18 protein-coding genes and 1 pseudogene are annotated in these 23242 nt (G+C 54.9%); 8 read left to right on the top strand and 11 right to left on the bottom strand.

Features of this window, described 5'->3' with window-relative positions; genetic code table 11:
* Nucleotide 1: 1 nt before the first annotated feature.
* Genes gspE through gspC form a run of 3 tightly spaced genes read right to left on the bottom strand, consistent with a single transcriptional unit; the run spans nt 2 to nt 4636 of the window.
* On the bottom strand, nt 2–1564 hold the full coding sequence (gene gspE / locus SAMA_RS00860; RefSeq protein ID WP_011758292.1) for a type II secretion system ATPase GspE: 1563 nt from the start codon (nt 1562–1564) through the stop codon (nt 2–4).
* Nucleotides 1565–1574: 10 nt separating this feature from the next.
* A complete protein-coding gene (gene gspD / locus SAMA_RS00855) occupies nt 1575–3686 on the bottom strand; it encodes a type II secretion system secretin GspD (protein WP_011758291.1) in 2112 nt (703 codons plus the stop codon).
* A gap of 26 nt (nt 3687–3712) precedes the next feature.
* Entirely contained in the window at nt 3713–4636 is a 924-nt protein-coding gene (gene gspC / locus SAMA_RS00850; RefSeq protein ID WP_011758290.1) for a type II secretion system protein GspC, read from the bottom strand.
* Nucleotides 4637–4907: 271 nt separating this feature from the next.
* Here gspC and hslR point away from each other — a divergent pair, with 271 nt between their 5' ends.
* The 7 genes and pseudogenes from hslR (at nt 4908) to SAMA_RS00820 (ending at nt 11689) form a co-directional block, all read left to right on the top strand.
* Nucleotides 4908–5312, top strand: a complete 405-nt coding sequence (gene hslR / locus SAMA_RS00845; RefSeq protein ID WP_011758289.1) for a ribosome-associated heat shock protein Hsp15 — start codon at nt 4908–4910, stop codon at nt 5310–5312.
* 30 nt (nt 5313–5342) lie between these two features.
* Nucleotides 5343–6212, top strand: a complete 870-nt coding sequence (hslO, locus tag SAMA_RS00840) for an Hsp33 family molecular chaperone HslO (RefSeq protein ID WP_041409995.1) — start codon at nt 5343–5345, stop codon at nt 6210–6212.
* A 199-nt stretch (nt 6213–6411) separates the two neighbouring features.
* Nucleotides 6412–7953, top strand: coding sequence for a phosphoenolpyruvate carboxykinase (locus SAMA_RS00835; RefSeq protein WP_011758287.1), 1542 nt, complete (start codon nt 6412–6414; stop codon nt 7951–7953).
* Between the two features lie 115 nt (nt 7954–8068).
* Nucleotides 8069–8251: pseudogene (locus tag SAMA_RS19950) on the top strand (DUF7661 family protein); the annotation flags it as partial.
* A gap of 68 nt (nt 8252–8319) precedes the next feature.
* Nucleotides 8320–8727: a GFA family protein gene (locus SAMA_RS00830; protein ID WP_011758286.1), complete on the top strand. Its 408-nt coding sequence runs from the start codon at nt 8320–8322 to the stop codon at nt 8725–8727.
* Nucleotides 8728–9044: 317 nt separating this feature from the next.
* Nucleotides 9045–9449 (top strand): ExbD/TolR family protein, encoded by a 405-nt coding sequence (locus SAMA_RS00825; RefSeq protein WP_011758285.1) that lies wholly within the window; start codon nt 9045–9047, stop codon nt 9447–9449.
* A gap of 407 nt (nt 9450–9856) precedes the next feature.
* A complete protein-coding gene (locus SAMA_RS00820) occupies nt 9857–11689 on the top strand; it encodes a M14 family metallopeptidase (protein ID WP_011758284.1) in 1833 nt (610 codons plus the stop codon).
* 50 nt (nt 11690–11739) lie between these two features.
* Here SAMA_RS00820 and SAMA_RS00815 read toward each other — a convergent pair whose 3' ends face one another.
* From SAMA_RS00815 to SAMA_RS00805, 3 genes are all read right to left on the bottom strand, one after another.
* Entirely contained in the window at nt 11740–13386 is a 1647-nt protein-coding gene (locus SAMA_RS00815; RefSeq protein WP_011758283.1) for an FMN-binding glutamate synthase family protein, read from the bottom strand.
* Between the two features lie 137 nt (nt 13387–13523).
* A complete protein-coding gene (locus SAMA_RS00810; RefSeq protein WP_011758282.1) occupies nt 13524–14039 on the bottom strand; it encodes a DUF2087 domain-containing protein in 516 nt (171 codons plus the stop codon).
* 226 nt (nt 14040–14265) lie between these two features.
* Nucleotides 14266–15174 (bottom strand): LysR family transcriptional regulator, encoded by a 909-nt coding sequence (locus tag SAMA_RS00805; RefSeq protein WP_011758281.1) that lies wholly within the window; start codon nt 15172–15174, stop codon nt 14266–14268.
* Between the two features lie 117 nt (nt 15175–15291).
* Between SAMA_RS00805 and SAMA_RS00800 the strand changes: the two genes are divergently transcribed.
* On the top strand, nt 15292–16230 hold the full coding sequence (locus SAMA_RS00800) for an MBL fold metallo-hydrolase (RefSeq protein WP_011758280.1): 939 nt from the start codon (nt 15292–15294) through the stop codon (nt 16228–16230).
* A gap of 83 nt (nt 16231–16313) precedes the next feature.
* On the opposite strand, the gene SAMA_RS00795 is transcribed toward SAMA_RS00800, so the two are convergent.
* From SAMA_RS00795 to SAMA_RS00775, 5 genes are all read right to left on the bottom strand, one after another.
* The gene (locus SAMA_RS00795) at nt 16314–19640 is read right to left on the bottom strand and encodes a TIM-barrel domain-containing protein (RefSeq protein ID WP_011758279.1); all 3327 of its coding nucleotides are present in this window, start codon (nt 19638–19640) and stop codon (nt 16314–16316) included.
* Between the two features lie 313 nt (nt 19641–19953).
* On the bottom strand, nt 19954–21183 hold the full coding sequence (locus SAMA_RS00790; RefSeq protein WP_011758278.1) for an ATP-binding protein: 1230 nt from the start codon (nt 21181–21183) through the stop codon (nt 19954–19956).
* 2 nt (nt 21184–21185) lie between these two features.
* On the bottom strand, nt 21186–21899 hold the full coding sequence (locus tag SAMA_RS00785) for a response regulator transcription factor (RefSeq protein WP_011758277.1): 714 nt from the start codon (nt 21897–21899) through the stop codon (nt 21186–21188).
* Nucleotides 21899–22279, bottom strand: a complete 381-nt coding sequence (locus SAMA_RS00780; protein WP_011758276.1) for a DUF3019 domain-containing protein — start codon at nt 22277–22279, stop codon at nt 21899–21901. Before SAMA_RS00780 ends, SAMA_RS00785 begins: the two co-directional genes overlap by 1 nt.
* 2 nt (nt 22280–22281) lie before the next feature.
* Complete coding sequence (locus tag SAMA_RS00775) at nt 22282–23205, bottom strand: MipA/OmpV family protein (protein WP_011758275.1); 924 nt, start codon at nt 23203–23205, stop codon at nt 22282–22284.
* Nucleotides 23206–23242: the final 37 nt, after the last annotated feature.

Raw genomic sequence — 23242 nt, 5'->3', positions numbered from 1 at the left:
CTTACTCCTCGCGGGTCACCCGCAGTACTTCTTCGAGGGTGGTAATGCCCGCCAGGACCTTTTGCATACCATCGTGGCGAATGCTGGGAACCGATTGACGAATGTATTTCTCAATCGCCAGCTCGCCCCTGCCACCATGGATAAGTTCACGCACAGTGTCATCCACCAACAGCAGCTCGTGGATACCGGTACGACCGCGATAACCATTATGGCCACAGGCCTTACAGCCGGTGGCGCGGTAGATAACCGCATCACCACCGCCAATACCCAGCAGTTCACGCTCTCGCTCATCGGGCACATGGGGCGCCTTACAGCTTGGGCACAGGGTCCGTACCAGTCGCTGGGCCAATACACCGAGCAAACTGGACGACACCAGGAAGGGCTCAACCCCCATATCCTGCAATCGAGTAATAGCACCGGATGCAGTGTTGGTGTGCAGAGTAGAAATCACCAGGTGACCCGTAAGGGACGCCTGCACCGCGATTTGAGCCGTTTCCAGGTCCCGGATTTCCCCAATCATCACCACATCAGGGTCCTGACGCAAAATGGCACGCAGGCCGCGGGCAAAAGTCATGTCGACCTTGGTGTTGACCTGGGTTTGACCTATACCTTCGAGCTCATATTCGATGGGGTCTTCCACCGTGAGAATGTTGGTGTCACGGGAATTGATTTCGGTGAGGCCCGCGTAGAGAGTCGTACTCTTACCCGAACCTGTAGGACCAGTCACCAGCAGGATACCGTGGGGCTTGCGGATAAGCTCATCGAATTGCTCGCGAATGGTTTCAGTCATCCCAAGCTGAGCCAAATCCAGATTACCGGCATTTTTATCGAGCAGACGCAGTACCACCCGTTCACCGTGGCTCGATGGCATGGTCGACACCCGCACATCCACGGCTCGGCCACCGATACGCAATGAGATACGGCCATCCTGTGGCACGCGTTTTTCTGCGATGTCCAGACGAGCCATTACCTTGATACGGCTGACCAGCAGTGACGAAAGCTTACGGTTGGGTTTGAGCACTTCTTTGAGCACCCCATCCACCCGGAAACGCACCACGAGCTGCTTCTCGTAAGTCTCGATGTGGATGTCCGACGCCTCTTCTTTAATGGCTTCCGACAGGAGCGCGTTGATAAGCCGGATAATGGGCGCATCATCGTCGCCTTCCAGCAGATCTTCGGTCTGAGGCAGCTCTTCGGCCAGGGTGAAGAGGTCCATCTCATTGCCAATATCTTCCATCAGCTGCTGCGCTTCAGAAGAATTGGCCTGATACGCCTGGGTCAGTCTGGCCTCGAAGGCCGAAGCTTCCAGTCGTTGCAATGGCACGGCTTCACCGGCGTAGCGGCGCACTTCCAACAAGGCGGCCAGCGGTGTTTTGTCTGTGTAATACAGCCCCAGCACACCCTGTTCGTCTTTGGCGAGCACCAAGCCAAAACGGTGGGCAAAGGCAAAGGGCAGTCGCTCGCGGCTATTGGAGCGAAACGCCTCGTCTACCTGGGTCTCGGCCTCTACGCCAAGTTCATCGGACAGGCGTTCCAGCACTTCGCCCTGATTGATGTCACTCATAGGCCGCCCGTTACTTGTTCTCGTTGATGTAATTCAGTGCGGCGTCCTTTTCACGCATGTCGGTGTCCAACCCCTTGCCTTCTTTGTAGCGGTCAAGGATGTCATTCACTTCCGGTGGCAGATGCTGCGACTGATCCCACTCTTCAAGCACGGGCACACTGGTATTGGGCATCAGATTAACGCCACGTTCCTGTTGCTCGAGCTGCAGGGCACGGAAATAGTTGTATTTGCGACCGGCGATGCCTTCCATGGTAATGCCATCACGAATGATGGTGGGTTTGATAAACACCATCAGGTTTTTCTTTTTCTTACCGCTGGAAGACGACTTGAACAGATGGCCAAGCAGCGGAATATCGCCCAGGATAGGCACCTTCTGCACGCTCTCCTGCACCTCTTCGTTGATCAACCCACCCAGCACCACGATTTGGCCGGAGTCAGCCATAACTGTGGTGGTCAAACGGCGGGTAGCGAAGGTCACGTCTACGCCCGTCTTGCCATTGATACCAGACACTTCCTGCTCAATGGCCAGCTTCACTGCATTGCCTTCGTTGATTTGTGGCGTCACTTTCAGCTTCACACCCACTTCCTTACGTTCAACCGTCTGGAAGGGGTTGGAGTTACCGTTGCTGGAGTTTTGCGCCCCTGTCAGTACCGGCACCTCATCACCCACGATAAAGGCAGCTTCCTGGTTATCCAGAGTGGTGATGGAAGGCGTAGCCAGCACGTTTGAGTTGGTATCGGAGGACACGGCCTGAATCAGGGCACCAAAGTCGCCCATGGCCACACCCCACGCCATGCCATTCACCTTGCCCAGCGCCTGTGCCAGCAAGGTGATATCACCACGTTTTTCAGGGTTCTTGGAAACGATTGGGTTACCGTTGCCGTCAATGGTGGTCACTTCGGAGGCTTCTTCGCCCCGGGCCTGCCAGATACCGGCGCCAATTTCACCAATGGTAGGGCCCAGATTATTGAATTGGGTGCCGCCACCGGACTCAGTGGCCCACTGCACACCAAAGCCCACATCGTCACCTTCTGCCACTTCCACAATGATGGCTTCCACCAGCACCTGAGCACGGCGGATATCGAGCTGATTGATGACGCTTTCTAGGGTACGCATCTGGTCAGGCTCGGCGCTGATGACCAGAGCATTGGTGTCTGTGTGCGCCATGATATTGATTTGGCTGCGACGCTTGCCCGAAGCTTGCTGTGCGCCGTTGTCTTTGCTTTCTTCCAGTTTTTGGGCAAAGCCGGTCAGCACTTCAACCAAATCTTCGGCCTTGGCATAACGCAGGTAACGCACCTTGGTGTTGCCTGTGCTGGCCTGCTCGGCGTCCAGACGTTTCACCAATTCCACTACACGCTGGCGACTCTTTTCATCGCCACTGATCACCACGGCGTTAATACGCTCATCAGCCACCACCTTGGGGGCCTGACCGGGCAGCTGTGCCTGGTTGGCGGAAGCGCGGTAGAGGGTATCGATAATCCGCACCATTTCAGAAGCGGAGGCGTGCTGCAAAGGCACGACCAGAACTTCGGTATCGCCCTGTTTATCTACACGTTTAACGATTTCCACCAACTTGTTCACCACGGCAGCACGGCCGGTGAGCATCAGTACGTTGGACGGGTCGTAGTTAACCACGTTACCGCCACCGGCGTTGTCGTTAAGCTGACGCAAAAGCGGTGCCAGCTGCTTGGCTTCGGAGTTGTACAGGGGCACGATGCGGGTGACCAATTCATCTCCCAAGCCCGGGGCACTGTCATCTGCTACACGGATGTTGGAGGTCTTGGCATCCTTGTCTTTAATGACCTTAAGGACGCCATTTTCCATTTCCACCACAGCATAGCCATACACCTGGAGCACGTTCAGGAAAAACTGGAAGTATTGGTCCTCGGTGAGGTTATCGTAACTTCTGACGTTGATTTTGCCGCGGATGGTCGGATCGACAATGATGGTCTTGTTCAGTCGTTTACCAACAGTATTAATAAATTCCTGAATTTCGGCATTTTTGAAACTTGGCGCCAGCTGCTCGTTGGAAGCAGACCAGGCAATCGCAGGCGAAAGGAGCACTGTACCAGCGACCAGGCTGGCGATCAGTTTGCGTCGGAATCCTTGATTGTTCATCTAATTATTGTCCCCTAAAACTTCGCTTATTGCGGCAAACTGAACATGATTTCAATCAGCTGACCTTCCCTTTCTACCATGACGGAGATTTCGGTCAGTTCAGTCAGCTGGCCCATCAGCTCCAGAGCCTGGGTGCTGACAGTCAAATCATAGCCGTTAATGGATTTGGCCAGATCTCCTGGTTTGAGACCTGCCTGGGAAAAGAGTCCGGGATCTTTACCGGGCTGCAAGCGGTAACCCACCAGCTCTTCGCCCTGGGTAACCGGCGAAATCGAAATGTAATCGGTTATCTTGCTTGGGTCGGCGAGCAGTTCGTCCCGTGAGGATGAAAGCTCTGCCGCGACATCTTCATCACGGCGCTTGTCGATGCGGCGTACCTCATCTTCAAAGCCGCGCTGGCGAGTGTTGTTTATCGTGGGTGTACTGGCGCCGCTGGTGTATGGCACACCGTCCAGCATCAGGGTTTCGTAGCGTCCCGCGTTGGTGATAATCACCCGGTCTGCATACACTTCCTTGAGTGAAGCCGAAGTGCCCTTGATTTTTTCACCCAGCTCGTAAGTTTCCTGACTGCCACCCGACTCGATGATAGCCAAGCCTTTTTGTTCGGCGGTGGAGGCCACGATACCGGTCAGCACAATCGACAACGAGGTTTTGGGTGCATCGGTAATCACCTCCTGCACCGGCTGCTCTTTGGGTTTACTGGTGTCAGCTTTACCAAAGAGAGACAGAGACTTAAGACCATCGACATCGATACCGCTGTTGCCGTTGGTACCGGAGGAAGGGGGATTGGGACGCCAGGCCGCTGATTCAGTCTGGGCAGGTACCAAGCGCCAGCTGATCTGAGCTGCCAGATAGCAACAAGCCGCGAAAGCCAGCCAAAAGACCAGCCGACTCAGAGGCTTGTGCGGGATGCTTCCTGCCCGGGCGATAACTTTATCCAATAAATCCATAATTTATGGACCCTCTTACAGGTCTCTGTTCTGATTAGAATAATTTAGGAAAACCTGCAACATGCTAACTCAGCCACTTGATGGCAACAACCCCATAACAGCGCAGGCTGTGGCGATTTTTCGCCATTTATGCTAACTTTGCGCGCCCAAAAAGGGTGTGAGGCAGGCCGCTAAAATGGCAATTCTGCGTAGGGATCAAGCGCATGAACCTGCACAACGTGATCCGGCCACTATCTATATGTAGCAAATGTTTGCAAAAGTGGAGGCATTTATGGAATCCGGGAATCCAATACTGCAATCCGTCCGCCTCGATAAATGGCTCTGGGCCGCTCGTTTTTACAAGACCCGAGCACTGGCCAAGGAAATGATTAACGGCGGTAAAGTACATTACAACGGGGCCCGCACCAAATCCAGCAAGAATGCGGAAGTGGGTGCTGTGCTTAAGATACGTCAGGGATATGACGAAAAAGAGGTGGTCATTAAAAAATTGTCGGAACAGCGACAAAATGCCACTCTGGCGCAAACCCTGTATGAAGAAACGGCGCAGAGCATACAAAAACGGTCCGCCAATGCCGAGGCTCGACGCCTGAATATATTGAACAATCCGTCACCGGACACCAAGCCTGATAAGAAACAGCGCCGTGAGTTGCTGAGGGCCAAGTCCGGCGATTATTAACCCAGCGCCTGGCGCATGAAGATTAACGTGATGAACAAAGACACTTTATACCGCTATTTGTTTGAAAATGCCGACGTGCGCGGCGAACTGGTGCAACTGGCCGATGCTTACCAATCCGTGGTGAATGCCCATGAGTATCCCGCCGTGCTGCGCCGCTTCCTTGGCGAACTGATGGCCGCAACCTCACTGCTGACGGCCACCCTCAAGTTCAGTGGCGATATCGCCGTGCAGGTGCAGGGCAATGGTCCTGTGTCACTGGCCGTGATCAATGGCAATAATCACCAGCAACTGCGCGGTGTGGCGCGTTGGGAAGGCACTCTGGCCGATGACGCCAGCCTGAAGGACCTGTTCGGTGACGGCTATATCGTTATCACACTGACACCGGACGACGGCGAGCGTTACCAGGGCGTAGTCGCGCTGGACAAACCCACTCTGGCCGAATGCATTCAGGAGTACTTCCTGCAATCCGAGCAGCTGCCAACAGGCATTTGGCTGTTCGCCGATGGCGAACGCGCCGCTGGTATCTTCCTGCAGGTATTGCCAAGCGAAGACGATCACAACGCCGAGTACGAACACCTGACAACCCTCACGGCCACCATCAAGCAGGAAGAGTTGCTGGAACTGCCAGCCGAAGAAGTGCTGCATCGTCTCTACCACGAAGAGCAGGTACGTCTGTTTGACCCCATCGACATCAGCTTCAAGTGCACCTGTTCCCGCGAGCGCAGCGCCAGTGCCATCCGCAGCATAGACAAGGAAGAAATCCTGTCCTTACTGGCGGAGCAGGGTCAGGTGGAATTGGGCTGTGAATACTGTAATACCTTCTACCGATTTGATGCCATCGACATAGAAGCCCTCTATGCCAATGTGCCCCTGTCAGATGAACAGGCCACCAAACAGTGAGCCAGATCACCGACTGATAACGGACGCCCGGGGGCGTCCGTTTTTTTTGACGTTTTTTCAGATCCGGCTCACACATTCAAGGCCGCTTAAGTTACAATCGCCGCGGGCGCCCGACCCGATAAATCAAGGCGCACCACAAACCGGCAACACAGATCGGTACCCATAAAATAAAACCTCTTGATATTTGGAGACCTTACCTATGGCGGAAGGAATTAACCGCGTACACCGTAATCCCTCAACGGCCGAGCTGGTAGAACTGGCGCTGAGAAGAGGTGAAGGAGAATTAACCGCCAATGGCGCCCTGGTTGCCAAAACCGGAGCCCGTACAGGCCGTTCTCCCAATGACCGCTTCATCGTCAAAGAAGCCGGTTCTGAAGCCGATATCGAATGGGGCAACGTCAACAAGCCCTTCGCTCCAGAGGCCTTCAATGCCCTGTGGGATCGCGTAGCCGCTTACCTGGCCGACAAAGAAGTGTTCGTGTCCGATCTGGAAGTCGGTGCCGATCCAGAGCACTACCTGCCAGTGACAGTGACCACCGAATATGCGTGGCATCAGCTGTTTGCCCGCAACCTGTTTATTATCCCTGAACACTTCAATCAGGCCGGCAAGCCCACCTGGCAAATCATGAACGCCCCTGGCTTCGTGTGTGAGCCAGAACGCGATGGCACAGCCTCAGAAGCCACAGTTATCATCAACTTTGCCGAGCGCAAAGTGCTGCTCGCCGGTCTCAAGTACGCCGGTGAGATGAAAAAATCCATGTTCTCCGTGCAGAACTTCCTGCTGCCTGCCAAGGGCGTGCTGCCAATGCACTGCTCCGCCAACGTAGGCAAAGACGGCGACACCACCCTGTTCTTCGGCCTGTCCGGTACCGGTAAGACCACCCTGTCCGCCGATCCCAAGCGTTTCCTCATCGGTGACGACGAGCACGGCTGGGCACCCGGCAGCGTGTTCAATATCGAAGGCGGCTGCTACGCCAAGTGTATCGACCTGAGCCAGAAGAATGAGCCGGTAATTTGGGATGCCATCCGTTTCGGCACTGTGCTGGAAAACGTGGTACTGGACGACAAGCGCGTACCTGATTACAAAAACGCCAGCCTGACCGAAAACACCCGCGCCGCCTACCCACTGGAACACATTGCCCAGCGCCAGGAAGAAAACCGTGGCGGTGAGCCACGCGCCGTGGTGTTCCTGACCTGTGACGTATCCGGTGTGCTGCCTCCAGTGTCCAAGCTGACCAAGGAACAGGCCGCATACCACTTCCTGTCTGGCTATACCGCCAAAGTAGGTTCTACTGAGATGGGCTCAACCGCCGCCATCCAGTCAACCTTCTCTACCTGTTTCGGTGCCCCATTCTTCCCACGCCCAGCCGGTGTTTACGCCGAACTGCTGATGAAGCGTATCGAAGAATTCGGCAGCCAGGTTTATCTGGTGAACACCGGCTGGACCGGCGGTCCTTATGGCGTGGGTAAGCGTTTCGACATCCCAACCACCCGTGCCATCGTTGATGCCATCGTCAGCGGCGAACTGGCCAGTGTTGAAACCGTTCACCTGGAGAAGCTGAATCTGGAAGTGCCTGTGGCCGTTCCAGGTGTTGAAACAGCCCTGCTGAATCCGGTAAACACCTGGGCCGACAAGGCCAAGTACCAGGAATACGCGCAGAAGCTGGCTGAAGAGTTCCAGGCCAACTTTGCCAAGTATCAGGTACCTGACTCCATCAAGAACGCCGGCCCCAAGGCCTGATAGCATCTTGATGTAAAAAGCATTAAAACGGCTCCTGCGGGGGCCGTTTTTTATTGTCCGCAACAGGCAAATCCTGTGATTTACGCTCAAATACCCCGCACTCTTTGATGTATTTGGTAAACCCATATCATCACACCGTGACAATGGAGAATGGCGTTTATTTTTGCTGTCCGGCACGGGCCCGGTTTATGACGTCATCCTCCCCGCCGCATTGGAACCCGAAGAATTGACCACCTACTTGGACGACATCTTCCATGAACACGCCAGCGCAAGCCATCCGACGGTTTATCTGCTTTAGGCAATCCTGATACAAGGTTAAGATAATGAGCCACCCTGGCTCATACTTATCAGATTGCAGAGGACCTTATGTACAAAGGGAGTTGTTTGTGCGGCGCTATCCATTACACCCTTAACGGGGCCATCAGCGACATTATTCATTGTCACTGTTCCCTGTGCCGCAAATCCACCGGCAGCGCTTATGCCACCAACGGTTTTATCGCAGCAAGCGATCTGCACCTCAGTGATGCTGACAATAAGCTGACCTTCTACGAAAGCGAGCCGGGCAAGCGGAAATATTTTTGTCAGGTTTGCGCCTCGCCGATTTACAGCGCCAACGCCAAATACCCGGGCCGTTATCGCCTGCGAATCGGCTCCCTCGACTCCGACATTATCGAGCGCCCCCTATCCCATAATTTTATTACCTCAAAGGCCAACTGGGACGACCCTGATGCCGAGCTCCCCCGCTACGCGGCGTTTGAGCCTTCACGCAAGTAAGGGTTAATCCATCCTGTGTGCTATGGCTGGAATACCAAGGACAGGGGCATACCCTAGCCTTGGTTCCCGGCGACACAATTCAGACTGGCGCTGACTGAATCCAACCCTCTGCCAGCCCTTTTGTCCGCGCACAAATCCCCCATAAAAGTGAGCCTCGTCACTGATTTAGCATTCACTCACTGATATGAGTGAAAAGCGATGGACATTCCATTAGGACAATGCGATGTATAAATTATCAGCTTCTTTTCCACGCAAACCGATAGCAATAACTGCTCCAGCTGTGCAGTAAAAGTGACCGCGCAATAGGGGGAATTGATATGGCATTTAAAAAATACGCTGCCGAGCATGAGGAAGCCAAGGTCGATATGACCCCCATGCTGGATATCATTTTCATCATGTTGATTTTTTTCATTGTCACCACCTCATTCGTCAAGCCCATGGGGATTGACTACGACAAGCCTGAATCGGCGCAAAAGTCCCGCGCCAAGGGGGACAACGTGCTGATCACCGTCAGTAAAACCGGGCTGATAACCATGGAGGGGCGCCAGGTGGACATGGAGAGGGTCACTGCCAACATTGAGCGCAAACTGGCCGAAACCCCGGGGGCTGCCGTACTTATCCAGGCCGACGGCGAAACCCTGCATGGCACAGTGGTGGGGGTTATGGATAAAGTAAAGGCCGCTGGCGTTCGCAAAATTTCAGTGACCCAAACGGATGAATAAAGGCCTCCTTGCCACTGGTCCAGCAAAAAAATGGCTCCCGCAGGAGCCATTTTTAACTGTCAAATCAGTGCCGGTTAAACAGCGCTGCTGCAACAGAGCTCCGTTTCGTACATGCAGATCCCGCGTTCAAATACCCGTGCTGACCCCATTCACCGCCTTAACCTTGCTGTAGCGCTTCCAAAGCTTCTTTGCCTGAGTAGGGACATACCACCTCCTTAAGCAGTCAACAGGATTCCAGAGCAGGCACAACCAACAAAAAGCGCATAATTACATTTAATCCCCTGTCAGTTCCCCTAAACAGAATTTGCTGTTTATTCACGCAAAAACGGTTGTAATGCCTCTTGCTAAGACCAGCCAATTACGAAAAGATAGGCCTTTGATTTTTACTGCCATCATAGGCCTGGTCCATGCCATTCTTCCCCATAAAATCGTCCCTCACCTTACTTTCTTTTGCCTTGCTGAGCGCTGCGCCCGCTTGGTCTGCCCCCGTTGTTGCCAATCAATTCGTTAACGATGCCGTGTTGCCCCCGATTGAAACCTGGCAAGGTGCCAGTGAAGCCCTGATGCTGGCGCGCGACAGTAAATGGGCGACTCCTTTTGAGCAGAGTGGCGGCCTCAAGAGTCCCGACTACGAAGCCACCATGGCCTGGCTCGACAAGTTGGTTAAACGCAGCAAATATCTGTCAAAGGTGAGTCTGGGCAAGAGCCCTCAGGGGCGTGACATCTGGATGATTGTTGCCAGCAAAGAGGGGGCTGATACCCCGGGCAAGCTGGAAAAACAAGGCAAGCCCAGTGTGCTGGTGCAGGCTGGCATCCATTCCGGTGAAATCGACGGTAAAGACGCGGGCATGATGCTGCTGCGGGATATCGAAATGGGGGGCAAGAGTGCCCTGCTGGACAAGGTAAATCTGTTGTTTGTGCCCATCTTCAGTGTGGATGCCCACGAGCGCGCCAGCGAATATAACCGGGTAAACCAGCGCGGCCCCGTCACCATGGGATGGCGCACCAATGCGCGCAACCTTAACCTCAACCGTGACTACGCCAAGGCCGATACCAAAGAGATGCAGTTGATGCTGACCGCCATCAACGACTGGAACCCCAGCCTCTATATCGATGTGCACGTCACCGATGGCATAGACTACCAGTACGATGTGACCTTCGGTTACAACCTGAGCCAGGGATTGAGTCCGGCCGCGTTTGCCTGGCTCGACGGTGAATATCGCCCGGACATAGAATCGGCGTTGACCCGCGCAGGTCATATTCCCGGTCCTCTGGTGTTTGCCCTGGATAACAGCGATATGACCAGGGGCATGTCGCTGTGGAGTGCATCGCCCCGCTACTCCAATGGCTATGGTGATGCCCGCCACCTGCCGACCATATTGATAGAAAACCACAGCCTCAAGCCCTTCAAACAGAGGGTACTGGGCACGTACGTGATGCTGGAACAAACCCTGAAGACGGTGGGCGAGCAGGCAACCGCGCTCAAGGCCGCCATCATGGCCGACAGCTTTGCCTTCCCTGAGCAAGTCACCCTGACCTGGAAAGAAGCACTTCAGCCAAAGGGGTGGGACTTCAAAGGCATAGGTTATCGGGTGGAAAAAAGCCCCATTTCCGGTGCCGATGTGGTGCGCTGGACGGGCGAGCCCGTGCTGTACGAACAGCTGCCGGTTATCGGCAATACAGTGCCCGATATCAGCGTCAGCCGCCCCGAGGCCTATTATGTGTTGCCCCAATGGCAGGAAGTCATAGCCAAGCTGGAAACCCACGGTATCCGCTATGAGCGACTGCAGCAACCACAGCAACTGACACTGGGTCAGTACAGTTTCAGCAACCCCCAATTTGGCGCCAAAGACTATGAAGGCCGCCAGCGGGTCAGTGCCGACGTCAGCCTGAACAAGGTTGAAACCACATTACCTGTTGGCACCATCAAAATCAGCACAGAGCAGGCACTGGGCGACCTTGCCATTTTGCTGCTGGAACCCCAGTCCCCGGACTCATTGCTGCAATGGGGCCTGTTCAATCCCATCTTCACCCGCACCGAATACATGGAGCAGTATGCGGTAGAACCCATGGCGGCGCGGATGTTGGCCGAAGATCCTGAGCTGAAAAAGGCTTTTGACGATGCTCTCAAGGATCCGGACTTTGCCGCCGATCCAAACGCCCGCCTGCGTTGGTTCTACGAAAAGAGCCATTATTACGACCAGGAATACCTCAAGTACCCTGTTTATCGCAGCTTCTGACGTCAAAAAGCCGGGCTTGCCCGGCTTTTTAGTTTTCTGAATCATCACAGCTATCCCGGATGCCCCTGCCTGAGCTCGATTGGCGTTAGGATAAGGTCGTCATAAACAAAGAAACTGTCACTGCTGGCACCCTGCCACCAGGATTGCCACACGCCGGTGGCTCTGCCTTCGGCAAGCTCACCGTGGGAAAGCTGCTTTACCATACTGCTGGCCGACATCGGCAAACCATAAGGGGTACGCCGTTTTATCATTTGCGGCAACAACTTGGCGGGACTGTCGAGCCCCATGCCACCCAGCAGTTCATAAAAGGCATGCAGGGTGTTGTGGTGGAAATTTTTCACCCGGTCACTTTTCACCTCTACGTCCACCGCCTTGCCACGCACCGGATCCTGGGTGGCAATGCCCGTGGGGCAATTGTTGGTGTTGCAGTGGCGGGACTGAATGCATCCAAGCGCCAGCATCATGGTGCGGGCCGCATTCACGGTATCGGCGCCCAGGGCAAGCTTTGAAAGCAAATCAAAGGCCGAAGCGGTTTTGCCTGAGGCAATGATGCGCACCTTGTCTCTGAGCCCCAATCCAATCAAGGCATTGTGAACAAAGTAAACGCCCTCCAGACATACCATGCCCATGCGATTGGTAAACTCCACCGGCGCGGCGCCCGTGCCACCTTCTGCGCCATCAACCGTAATAAAGTCAGGGTAAATACCGGTTTCCAACATCGCCTTGCCGATGGCCAAAAACTCCGCCGGATTGCCAATACACAGCTTAAAACCAACGGGTTTACCGCCGGATAATGTCCGCAGCTCACGGATAAAGCCGAGCAGCGCCTTGGGCGTGGCACACATGGGATGCACCGCAGGCGATACGCAGTCCCTGTCGGTGGGGATAAGACGGATACGGGCAATTTCCTCAGTAATCTTGGCCTTGGGCAGAACCCCGCCATGACCGGGCTTTGCCCCCTGAGACAGCTTGATTTCAATCATCTTCACCTGGGGCAGGCAGGCCTGACGGCGGAATGCCTCAGGGTCGAACGCCCCCTCGTGAGTTCGGCAACCAAATAGGCCCGAGCCAATTTGCCACACCAGATCGCCACCATGCTCGAGGTGATGATCGCTTATCCCACCCTCGCCGGTGTTATGATAAAAACCGCCTTTTTTTGCCCCGAGATTCAGCGCCTGAATGGCGTTGGACGAGAGAGACCCAAAGCTCATGGCCGAGATATTCAGCCGTGAAGCACTGTAAGGCTTTACACATTCATCGCCACCAAAGCGCACCCGTTTGCTGTCTTCTTTTACCTCGCAAGGACTTAGTGAATGCCACAAACTCAAGTAGTTATCAGCCAATAGATCGCGCTGAGTACCAAAGGCGATGGTGTCGCGCACACTCTTGGAACGCTGATACACCAAAGAGCGCTCTTCGCGGTTAAAGGGCTTTTCTTCGGTGTCGCTGGCAATGAAATACTGCTGGATCTCTACCCGAAACGACTCAAGCCCATACCGGATATAGGCCACCACGGGATAGAGTCTGTTGAGGCTATGGCGGGAAAGGAATAGATCGTAGGCGCCAATCAGGGTGTAGCCCAGGGTAAAGGCCAGCAACAGCCACGAGCCCAGACCGGGATGGTGGCTACACAGCCAGATTGCCAGGCCATTGCCCACAGTGGCCATCAGCCAATACAGCTTTTGCATGAGTGTCATAGTTCTATTCCTTGAGCATGCCGGCGCACTGCCGAAACGTCCTGTCTCACCGAAACGGCATCATTGATTGTAAAATCATGCTACTTGCTGGCGCAGCAACAAAAAAGCCCCGAACACACTTCGGGGCTTAACTTACCTCACCAGACTTCGGCCAAGCGCTCAAATCCGGCAGGTGGAATGGCGCTTTGGCGCCAATAACGACCACCATCGTCGGTGCGTCCCAGCAGGGCCTTGTTGACCAGTTCCCGCCGGATAAGGGGATGATCCCCAAATCCGATAAAGGGTTTGAGCAAGGCATTCACCTCGGCCTCGCTGTACTCTACCCCATAGCGGAAACGGCACCAGAAAAACCACAGACTTTGTTGCTGCAACGCAAAACGGCCGGGCCATTGCCTGAGCACATAATCTTGGTCCATAAAGGGTTTCAGCTTGGCCGGAATATCCACGGCCAAAGAGTCAACACCTGACGCATCCGCGCCCACTGGCACCTGCTGCGCCTTAAACTGCTGAAAGTTTTGATACCCGCTGGCCTTGGCAAGCAGGTTCAGCATTTCTACATGGGTCGGGAATTGCTCGCAGGCCATCAATTGCTTGCGAAGGGACTTGGCCAATGCCGAGATGTCGGCGGCCACAAACGGAATGGGTTGTTTCATGACTGTACCTCACACAGGCGCGCCCGCCCTGGGGTGTCAGTGATCGCCGACTTCCAACGGGGCACGCGAATGTACGGTACCGGATTCAGGTGTAAGGCAGGTTTAGCTCGGCTTACGCCGCGGCGATGTCTGGGTGAACTGCAGACCCAGACGACATCATACCCAGAGGTACAAAAAGCGCAAGTCGATGTCCGAATCAAGCCAATTCTCGCCTGCGAGCACAAACTCACGCCTCGCCCGGCCCCTGATACTCTGCGATACCACGTCCAAAGCTATCGAGTTCATCCAGTACCGCCATGATCCTCGGTAATCCGTACAGTCGCTTGTGCACCTGAATAAAGATTTCGCCGCGATACTCACTGTCAAAGGACACCGGCAAGCGCACCAGAGAGCTGAGCATTGGGTGGGACATCAGGGCACCGTAGAGCACCATGGCGCCCAGTCCCTGCACACAGGCACCCAACTGCACATTGAAGTCGTCGCTGGCAAAGGCGGGCTTAAACCCCGGCAGCAGGCGATGCAATTCACGGTTTACCCTGAAATGCCCCTGATCCTCGCTCCAACAGATAAGTGCAAGATCCGAGAGTGTCGCCCCCGGTGGCAGAGACGCTGCATATTCCCGGCTGCCATAAAATTGGGGTTTGCTCAGTATCTTGCCAACCGTTATGAGCCCAGGCTCAGCCACCTCCTGGGTGCGAAGGGCAATGTCTGCTTCCCCCCTGGACAAATCGAGCAGATGTGTGGACGACAATGCTTCCAGGGTCAACGCCGGAAATCGTGCCCTCAGCCCCTGTGCAACTTGAGTCAGCAGAGTCAGCGCAAGTCCCGGCGGCGCAGTAATACGCACCTTACCCGCAATACGCTCCTCGGGTCTGGCCAGGCTCACCTCAGCATCGTGGGCCCATTGGGCCATTTGAGCAGCGGCAGGTAACAGCCGCAGTCCCGCCGGCGCCAAATCACAGCCCTGGGATCGGCGGATGAACAAGGGCTCACCCAACTGCCCCTCAAGCTCTGCGATACGCCTGCTCAGGGTAGGTTGTCCCAAGCCCAACTGCCGCGCCGCAGCGCTGAAGCTGCCAAGCTCGGCAACCGCCACAAACAAACGAATGTCTTCCCAGTTCAGACCCTGTCTCATTTCAAAACCCATTCAAAAACGAATACCTACATACGATATTCGCCAATTGAGACGACTGTCCATCCATGAAAACATGACCACAAGATAAAAGTAGCCAAAACACCGCAAGGATGGAATATGAATACCCGATACCTAACTGCCGCAATACTGCTGGGACTGATGACAGCAAGCCCGCTGGTGACGGCCGGAATCGACGCGCCGCAAACCAGTCATGCCAGTCAGGCTGCATTGCTGGGTAAGCCCGTGAGTCTGGCCCTGATGGAAGAGAGCCTCGCCAAAACCGGTCCCCTGAACTTCAGCGCCCATGCCAGCGCCAATTGGCAGGTGCCTCTGAGGGGCTTGCTCAATCTTGAGGCTCCGGCCGCCAGGGCGGCCGGAAAAAAAGATGCTGATGAGCCTATTCAGGTCTATCTGTATGAGTTTACGCACCCGCTGCATGGCCGCTTTTTTATCGATACCGGGGTGGCGCGGGGCTTACTTGAGTCGCCCGCAAAACATGGCGTACAAGCTGAACTCTTCCAGACATTTGGCCTCGGGAAAATCCAACTGTTGCAAAGCAGCGGTGAAATTGCATCAAGCGGCAAGCCCCTGAGCGGTATCTTTCTGACCCACCTGCATCTGGATCATATCAGCGGCCTGCCCGATCTGGCCGCCGATATTCCCCTCTATGTTGGTCGCAACGAACATGTGAGCCTGAACCCTCAGAATCACATGACCCAGGCAGCAACAGATGCCCTCTTGTCTGGCAGGCCGCCATTGAATGAATGGGGTTTCGATAAAGGCGAAGCGATAGATGTATTTGGTGACGCCAGCGTATTCGCATTGCCCACCCCGGGGCATACCGAAGGCAGCACTGCCTATGTGCTCAATACCCTTAATGGGCCGGTGTTGATTGTTGGCGATACCTGCCATACGACCTGGGGATGGCAGCAGGGGGTTGAACCCGGTGATTTCACCCGGGATCAGCGACAAAACCGCACTAGTCTGTTGACGTTAAAGGCCCTGAGTGACAGACACAGGCAGTTGAAGGTGTACTTGGGTCATCAACAGCTGTAATTACGGTTGGCGATGCGCGCCAATGTTCACCGCAAAAAAGCAGACCCGGAAATCCCGGGTCTGCTTTATGTCACTGACAGGGTTCAGCCCTTGGGCCAGCCCACCACAGAGGCATTGGCCCAGTTGCCACAAACGCCCTTGGCAGTGCCTTCGGTTTGCAGGCTCAAGATTTCAACGCCGCGTATGTCCAGCTCGGGCTTCACCACAGCTGGCGCTTCAATCAGGCCAGAGTCGTACATCAACTTGCCGTCACCGAAGATCTTAAAGTGCAAACCGCCCTTGGTTTTACAGCTGTCATCGATACCGAGATCGGCCCGCAGCAGCTGCCAGTTACCTTCAAGGCGATAGTCGACCCGACCGTTTGCCGCCATCCCCAGCCCCTTGCTGAACTTAAGGCCGTTCATGCTCATGGGTTTACCGCCGATGGCACTGTTCAGGGCCACACGACTGCCTGCGGATTTATCCAGCTTTTGCGGCGTCATCTCAGCGAGAAACAGCTGGGTTTTAGGCGCTTTGGGCTCAGGCGCAGTCAGCACCTTGAACTCGCTGATGGTAATAGGCGTGACACTCTTTGGCAGCAGCGCATTGAAGGCACCACCCTGCCCCTTGGCAGCGGTCACCATGGGGTCGCTGCCAAGCTCATTCTGGGTACTGAGTATCCTGAAACGCAGCAAGCTGCCGGGCTTGGGTGCAAACTCAACCTTCTGCATGGTTTGTGATTTCTCCAACCTGCCCTTGGCCACCGGCTCGCCCCACTCACCGTTGTTTTCGCCCAGATACACCTCATAGTCGGCTACCTGACCATACTCCCAGTGCTTATCGTTACGGGGGGCAATCTCAAAACCCGCAATAAAACGTCGCTCGCCCAGTGCCAGGGTAAACTCGTGGGCACCCGTTTTTTGTGCCTGATCGCGCTTGGTCCGGAACCAGGTATCCGGATTGCCATCGAAGGCATTTTCCAGCGGATGCCCGGATTCTTCGGCAGGACGACCCAGTACCAACAGGCTGTCGGCGGGAATTTCATTGCCAAGCTCGGGCGCCACGCTATAACCGGCGGTAGCCGCCAGCACCTTGGCGTCATCAATTTCCAGCTTGATCTCCAGCGCCTCCCGCACTGAAGTCTTGGCGACTTTCACCAGCACTGTACCGTACTTGGTATCCGAATAGGTCCAGCCACTTTTGGCCTTGGCCAATGCTGCCTCATCCTTGAGGGCTTTCAGTTTTTTACCATTTAGCAGCACAGAATCTGGCTTGGTGCGGGTATGCAGCCACAGCTCGTAGACACGTTCTTCGTCCTGGCCATCGAACTTACCCTCGGCAGCGCCAATGCTGACTTCAATGTCGCCAGCCTTGCCCTCGTGCGCCTTCACCGCAAAGAGCTGACGGGCAAACTCGCCCTGCTGATAGCGGCGGGTGTTGCCATCGTCCTCGTACATCAGGTATTCAGACTCACCGTAGGGGTAGATATCCAGGGTCAGCACATCCTTGGGCTTGTGGCCGTCATACAGGGCTTCCGGGTACATGGGGATAATGGCACCGGCGCGCACAAACACCGGAATGGTATTCAAGTCCACCTGATAGTCGATGCTGGCACCGCCTTCGGGGGCATCAACCACCCTGCCATCCCAGTAATCAATCCACTGGCCCTTGGGCAGGTACACATCTTCACGCCAACCCTTGCTGGCCGTCTGAGAGCGGTACACGGGTGCTACCAGCATGTCTTTGCCAAGCAAAAACTGATACTTGTGCGCTTCTGTGTTGGCATTGGGATCATCGTTGTAATCCCACATCAGCCCGCGAACTATGGGGGCGCCGGTTTGCTCCGTTTCAAAGGCGGTGGTGTACATGTAAGGGGTGAGGCGCATTTTCAGCTTCAGATAGTCGCGGTTGATGCTGCGATAGGGCTCGTCGAACCACCAGGGGTGTTTGCGCGCCGCCTTGGACCAGCCGGACATCCCCATCAGCACCGGTGTAAACGCCTTCCACTGCAAGTCGCGGGTGAAGGTTTCCGGGCTGCCACCAAAAATTGCGTCCACATCGCCGGTAGCATAGGCCTGGCCGGACAGACCAGAGCCAATCAAAGTGGGGATATGCCAACGGATGTAATCCCAGCTGCCGGACTGATCGCCGGTCCAGGTCACCGCATAGCGCTGCATGCCTGCCCAGCCCATCACGGTCCACAGGAAGGGACGCGAGTCTGAGTTATCCAGAATGCCATCGGCAGCAGCCTTGTTGGCATCCAGCGCATGTTGATAGCCCTCACCGGTCCAGGCCACATCGAGCTTTTGGGCGCGGGTGCCCGCCTTGCCCACTTCCCAGGCGATTTTATCTACCCCATCTTCGGTCCAAAGCCCGGTTCTGAAACCGTATTTGGCGAGCCCTTCAACCACTTTCGGCAAGTCGGTATAGCCGCAGCCATAGCCGTCGTTGGGCAAAATCCAGCCGCCGGGCATATCGTGTTCGCGATACTTTTTAGCTACTGAATCAATCACATCTGGCGTGGTACCCGTTGGACCATCACTCCAGCCATCGGGCACTGTGCCGGGCTTTTTGACGTTGTCGCCGTCGTTGTAGCAATCGGCATCGCCATATTCAAAGGCCCAGCGCGGTATAAGTCTGGCGCGGCCGGTGAGTTCTGTGTAGTCAGCCAGCACCTGTTGAATACTGCCGGGGGCAAAGAAGAAAGCATCGAAGCGGGCTTCATCGTGGCCGAGACGCAGAGCGTCGCTGCTTCTGAAGTCATAACTGCCGTTGGCCCAGGTGTTGCGCAGCACACCATAGCCCTTGCTCGACAGATAGAAAGGCGCCGGGCTTGGTCTGTCGCCCTCTTCCCAGCCACCAGAGTAAGAGATTTCCAAGCTCTTGCCCTTGAACTCGAAGGCGCCGTTTTGCTGGCCGCCACCGAAGAAGCGCTCGTCGACATCTGTACTGAGAGTCTGTACCGTGCTGGATTCACCCAACTCCAGGCTTTGCAACTCTTCGGTGATAAGCGTTTGGTTGTCGGCCTGATAGAGGGCAAAGCGCAGTGGCGCTTCATAAATGCGCAGTGCCAGCGCCTCGGTTTTCAGCAGCCGATAGTCACCTTCATCACTGAGGGTATAGGCCACGGCCGGGTAATCATCTTTGATAACTATGGCTGCGGCCTTGCTGCCTTCAGCGGTGAGTTTGCCATTGGCTCCCGCCTGAATGCGGATAAGCGAAGGCTTAAGCACGCTCACTTGCACCAAAGCGCCACTATCGGTGCGAATATCAACGCTGGCACCCTCCTGCCTGAGGGTATCCAACTTACCCACTGGGGCGGCGTTGGCAGTAAATCCGATGGGAGCAATGACCAAGGCCACGGCCAGCGCCAGGGGGCTTAGTCTGGCACGGGAGCGCCATGGAGAAAATGAGGGAGAGAGGCTTGCCATAATTATCCTTATCGTCAAACGGCTCTGTGACTTTCAGTGGCTGATGGCACCCTGGCAAACACGCCAAAGGACAGCAGTAACTGTGGTCATCTTTTCAGTCATCTGACTATAAGAACAGCTTAATCGAAAGTTTTCAACACTTTTGAAATCTTTCGAAACCGTTTTAACAATGATATGCCACAATAAAAATAAGGTTAGAAATCATTTAATAACAACCTAAATTCAAAAACTTAATTAACACACCTTGCTCGTCACGAATGAGGGCCTGATGCTGGCGCGATGAAAATCAACGTAAAGTACAAGGCGCTCGAATTCAGGGGGCTGAGGGGCATTTCAGGGTAACGCAGGCACCACCCAGTGCCTGACTGCGTCCCAGGGTCACTTCAACAGACAGATGGCGGCAAAGCAGAGCGACTGTCGACAAGCCCAGGCCCACGCCCTGATAGAGTCGATGCGTAGAAAGTTCGTCCTGATAAAAGGCAGCAAGCAGCGAATCTGTATTTTCGGTGAAGCCAGGGCCGTCATCTTCCACCTGCACCACCAGCTCCTTATCCCAGTTCAGGCTGACCCTCACCCGAGAACTGGCATAGCGGGAGGCATTGCTGATGAGGTTTTGCATGATGCGCTCAAATCCGGCCTTATCCTGCACTATCACATCGGCCTCTCCCGCTATTTCCAGAGTCACACTCACCAGCGGTTCAAACTTGGCAAAGCAGTCGGCGACCAGCTGTCTGCCAGAGAAGCTTTGTTGCTGCTCGCTCGGCCGATACTGAGACAACTCGGCATGGCTTAAAAACTCGTCAATAAGTTGCTCAAGCTCAGCCAAATCTTCATCGAGACTCTCGAAAGTATCAGAGACTGCCTGACTATGGGCGCTACGCCCCATTACCAGGGTAAATTTCATTCTGGCCAGGGGAGTCAGAAAATCATGGGAGACGGCATTGATAAAGTCCCGCTGTTGACTGCGGTGAAAGGCGAGCTTTTGCGCCATGTCTGCCATGGTATTGCCGATGGCTCCCAACATGGTTAGTCGGGTGATGGACGCAGTGGCCCCAAAATCAACCCGGCTGACCTGGGCGCAAAATGCCTTCAACTTCTTGATATCCAAATACAGTGGCCAGCAAATCAACAGTAGCGCCAATGCAAGCAAAGCATAGGGCAGCAGTTGCCAGAGCACGGGTTGCCGGTCAAGAGGGCTTTCAGGGTAATCGATAGGACCAACAATGGTCACCTGGCTGGGGTCGGCGGGGTTCTGCCGGTAAAAATAAAACGCCTGCGCCTTATCCTGCAGCACTGCTGTGCCACCCTGCAGCAGCAGAGCCCGGGTCTCATCGGGAATGGCCAGCTGCTCCAGGGGCAGGCTGGCGACCGGCAGCTGCGACAAATCCATACTGCCTTCGGTCAGGGCAAACAGCTGGTTTAAAAAGGCCTCTTCCTGGGGATAGAGCAGGTGTGGCTGCTGGGTGCTGATATCGTAAATCCGCGAGAACAACAGTAGCGAACTCACGACTGCCAATAGCAGACCACTGTAAAGCTTCAACATGCCTAGCCCCAAATATCCGGGACAAACAGGTAACCCTTACCCCAGATAGTTTTGATTTTAAAGGGATCGTCCATGTTATCCCCCAGCTTGCGTCTGAGGCGGCTGATCCTGTTGTCCATGGTGCGATTGAGCCCATCGTAGGGTGCACCTGTGGTGTACTTGAACAGGTCTTCACGGCAGACTATCTGACCTGCGTGTTTGGCCAGCTGCGCCAGAATATCGAACTCGGCTGTGGTCAGACGCAGTGATTCTTCATCCCAAAACGCCTGCCGGGCCGCAAGACGAATGCAAAGGCGACCAAAGTGCATCTCAGATTGGGGTTTGGCAGTATCAACCTCTACCATCTCTTGCGGCTCGCGGCGCTTTAAGCGGGTTTGGATACGCGCCAGCAGGATTTCAGGCGCCACCGGCTTGGTGAGGTAATCATCGGCGCCTGCCATCAAGCCTTCCACCTCATCCACGGCAGATCGCCTCGCCGTCATAAACAGAATTTGCCCAGTAAAACGGTCGCGGATTTGTCGGCACAGACTGATGCCATCTTCCGTTGGCAGGCCTATGTCCAAGAGCAGCAAATCGAAACTGCCGTAGTAGAGCTGCTCCAATGCCCCCTCGGCCGACGGCAGGTGTGTCACCTCAAAACCATGGGACTGCAGAAAGTTCTTTACCAACCCGGCAAGTTTATGGTCATCTTCGATGTAGAGGATTTTGGCTTGCATCAAAACAGGCTCCAGGCCGCTCTTTGTCGGGGTTTTCGTTTAGGGATATGCAGCACCCGGAGACTGACGCTGGCAAGGGGCAAGTTATCCTGACCGAGCAGGCGAAACTCCACATCGCTGCTACTGCTGATATCCAGTGACCAGGCAGTGTGGCTGGCGGGAAGATCGCAGTAAAGCGCCTCACTCTCGCCAAGCACCTCAATGCAGACGCTTTGCTGCACTTCGGCCTGCCAGGCCAGAGTAACCCTGACGCTACAATCGCCCTCGTCAACAGCACATTGGCTTGGAGTGAGCTCAAACAGTGCTATTGCCCATGCAGGTGGTGCGACTGTGGCTATTGCACAAAGTAACAGAGCTGAGACTACTTTGCGGTGCTGCATGTTCAGAAGCCCCAGGCAACGCCAATAAATGCAGAGACTACTGCCTTGTCTTCCACCAAAGGGCTATCGCTGATGCTGCTGCCAAGCCACTGATAGCGAAAGTCACTTATCAACCTTAGGCTGTCTGTCCAATGATATTGATAGCGCAGCTTGAGGGCGCTGTTGAGGCTGTAGTCGGTCTCGTAGCGACTGAACCCCTTGATGCGATCCTGTAACCGGGTGCCATAGTAATAGTCCACCAGTTGGTCGTTTTGGTATTGCAGTTCGCCCCCCAGCGCAAACTGGTGGCTACCCCACTGAAGCAGGTATTCCCCGCGGCCAAAGGCCTCAAATCCCTCATGCACGCCGGTCACATCTGTAACGGCCAGGAAGGAAAAATGCCAGCTTTCGAGATTCAGGGTCCAGCTGGCACCGGCCATGTAAGACAGCTTGCGGTCGGCAATTTGCGAAATGTCTCCCCGGCGGACGCTGGTATCGACGGGCACAACACCACCGGTATTGGGAGATTGGGGCGGCCTGGCCAGCGGCAGCAACATCCCGGCATTGTACCTGTTATCAAAAAAATACAACCCGTCTTCATTGAATTGGCTGATAAGGGCGAGATTACCCCAGGCGCTTTGTATTGGTGTCCAACTCAGCTGGGTGTTGGTCCAGGCAAAATCGCCATTAAAATATTCAACTTTGGGCACCAGATAGAGGGGAATATTGCGCTTGTTGTACAAAGGATTGGTCACAGTGCCATAGCCTATGGCCACGCCCAGGTGCCAGCCTTCGTCTTCGGTATAGATGTCTTCGGCCAGCTCTCCTGCATCAATAACAGAACAAAACAGCAAGCCAAGACCCAGGAGTATTGCCCGGCAGATATTGATGCCGTGGGCAATACGAACGTGACAGAATGGATTTTTGAGAATGTTTATTTTTCGCACATTACTACCTCGCTGGCGATTCTGCCACATTCGTACG

Source organism: Shewanella amazonensis SB2B (assembly GCF_000015245.1).
Lineage (GTDB): Bacteria > Pseudomonadota > Gammaproteobacteria > Enterobacterales > Shewanellaceae > Shewanella > Shewanella amazonensis.
The sequence above is the reverse complement of the archived record's forward strand: the minus strand, read 5'-3'. Positions and strand labels throughout refer to the sequence as shown.

Bases quoted from the DNA above. Each gene is read 5' to 3' on its own strand.
- SAMA_RS00805 (WP_011758281.1), bottom strand. From the start codon at position 15,174: ATGAGACAGGGTCTGAACTGGGAAGACATTCGTTTGTTTGTGGCGGTT.
- SAMA_RS00820 (WP_011758284.1), top strand. From the start codon at position 9,857: ATGCCATTCTTCCCCATAAAATCGTCCCTCACCTTACTTTCTTTTGCC.
- SAMA_RS00780 (WP_011758276.1), bottom strand. From the start codon at position 22,279: ATGCAGCACCGCAAAGTAGTCTCAGCTCTGTTACTTTGTGCAATAGCC.
- SAMA_RS00835 (WP_011758287.1), top strand. From the start codon at position 6,412: ATGGCGGAAGGAATTAACCGCGTACACCGTAATCCCTCAACGGCCGAG.
- SAMA_RS00785 (WP_011758277.1), bottom strand. From the start codon at position 21,899: ATGCAAGCCAAAATCCTCTACATCGAAGATGACCATAAACTTGCCGGG.
- SAMA_RS00810 (WP_011758282.1), bottom strand. From the start codon at position 14,039: ATGAAACAACCCATTCCGTTTGTGGCCGCCGACATCTCGGCATTGGCC.
- gspC (WP_011758290.1), bottom strand. From the start codon at position 4,636: ATGGATTTATTGGATAAAGTTATCGCCCGGGCAGGAAGCATCCCGCAC.
- SAMA_RS00795 (WP_011758279.1), bottom strand. From the start codon at position 19,640: ATGGCAAGCCTCTCTCCCTCATTTTCTCCATGGCGCTCCCGTGCCAGA.
- hslR (WP_011758289.1), top strand. From the start codon at position 4,908: ATGGAATCCGGGAATCCAATACTGCAATCCGTCCGCCTCGATAAATGG.
- hslO (WP_041409995.1), top strand. From the start codon at position 5,343: ATGAACAAAGACACTTTATACCGCTATTTGTTTGAAAATGCCGACGTG.
- SAMA_RS00800 (WP_011758280.1), top strand. From the start codon at position 15,292: ATGAATACCCGATACCTAACTGCCGCAATACTGCTGGGACTGATGACA.
- SAMA_RS00825 (WP_011758285.1), top strand. From the start codon at position 9,045: ATGGCATTTAAAAAATACGCTGCCGAGCATGAGGAAGCCAAGGTCGAT.
- SAMA_RS00790 (WP_011758278.1), bottom strand. From the start codon at position 21,183: ATGTTGAAGCTTTACAGTGGTCTGCTATTGGCAGTCGTGAGTTCGCTA.
- gspE (WP_011758292.1), bottom strand. From the start codon at position 1,564: ATGAGTGACATCAATCAGGGCGAAGTGCTGGAACGCCTGTCCGATGAA.
- SAMA_RS00815 (WP_011758283.1), bottom strand. From the start codon at position 13,386: ATGACACTCATGCAAAAGCTGTATTGGCTGATGGCCACTGTGGGCAAT.
- gspD (WP_011758291.1), bottom strand. From the start codon at position 3,686: ATGAACAATCAAGGATTCCGACGCAAACTGATCGCCAGCCTGGTCGCT.
- SAMA_RS00830 (WP_011758286.1), top strand. From the start codon at position 8,320: ATGTACAAAGGGAGTTGTTTGTGCGGCGCTATCCATTACACCCTTAAC.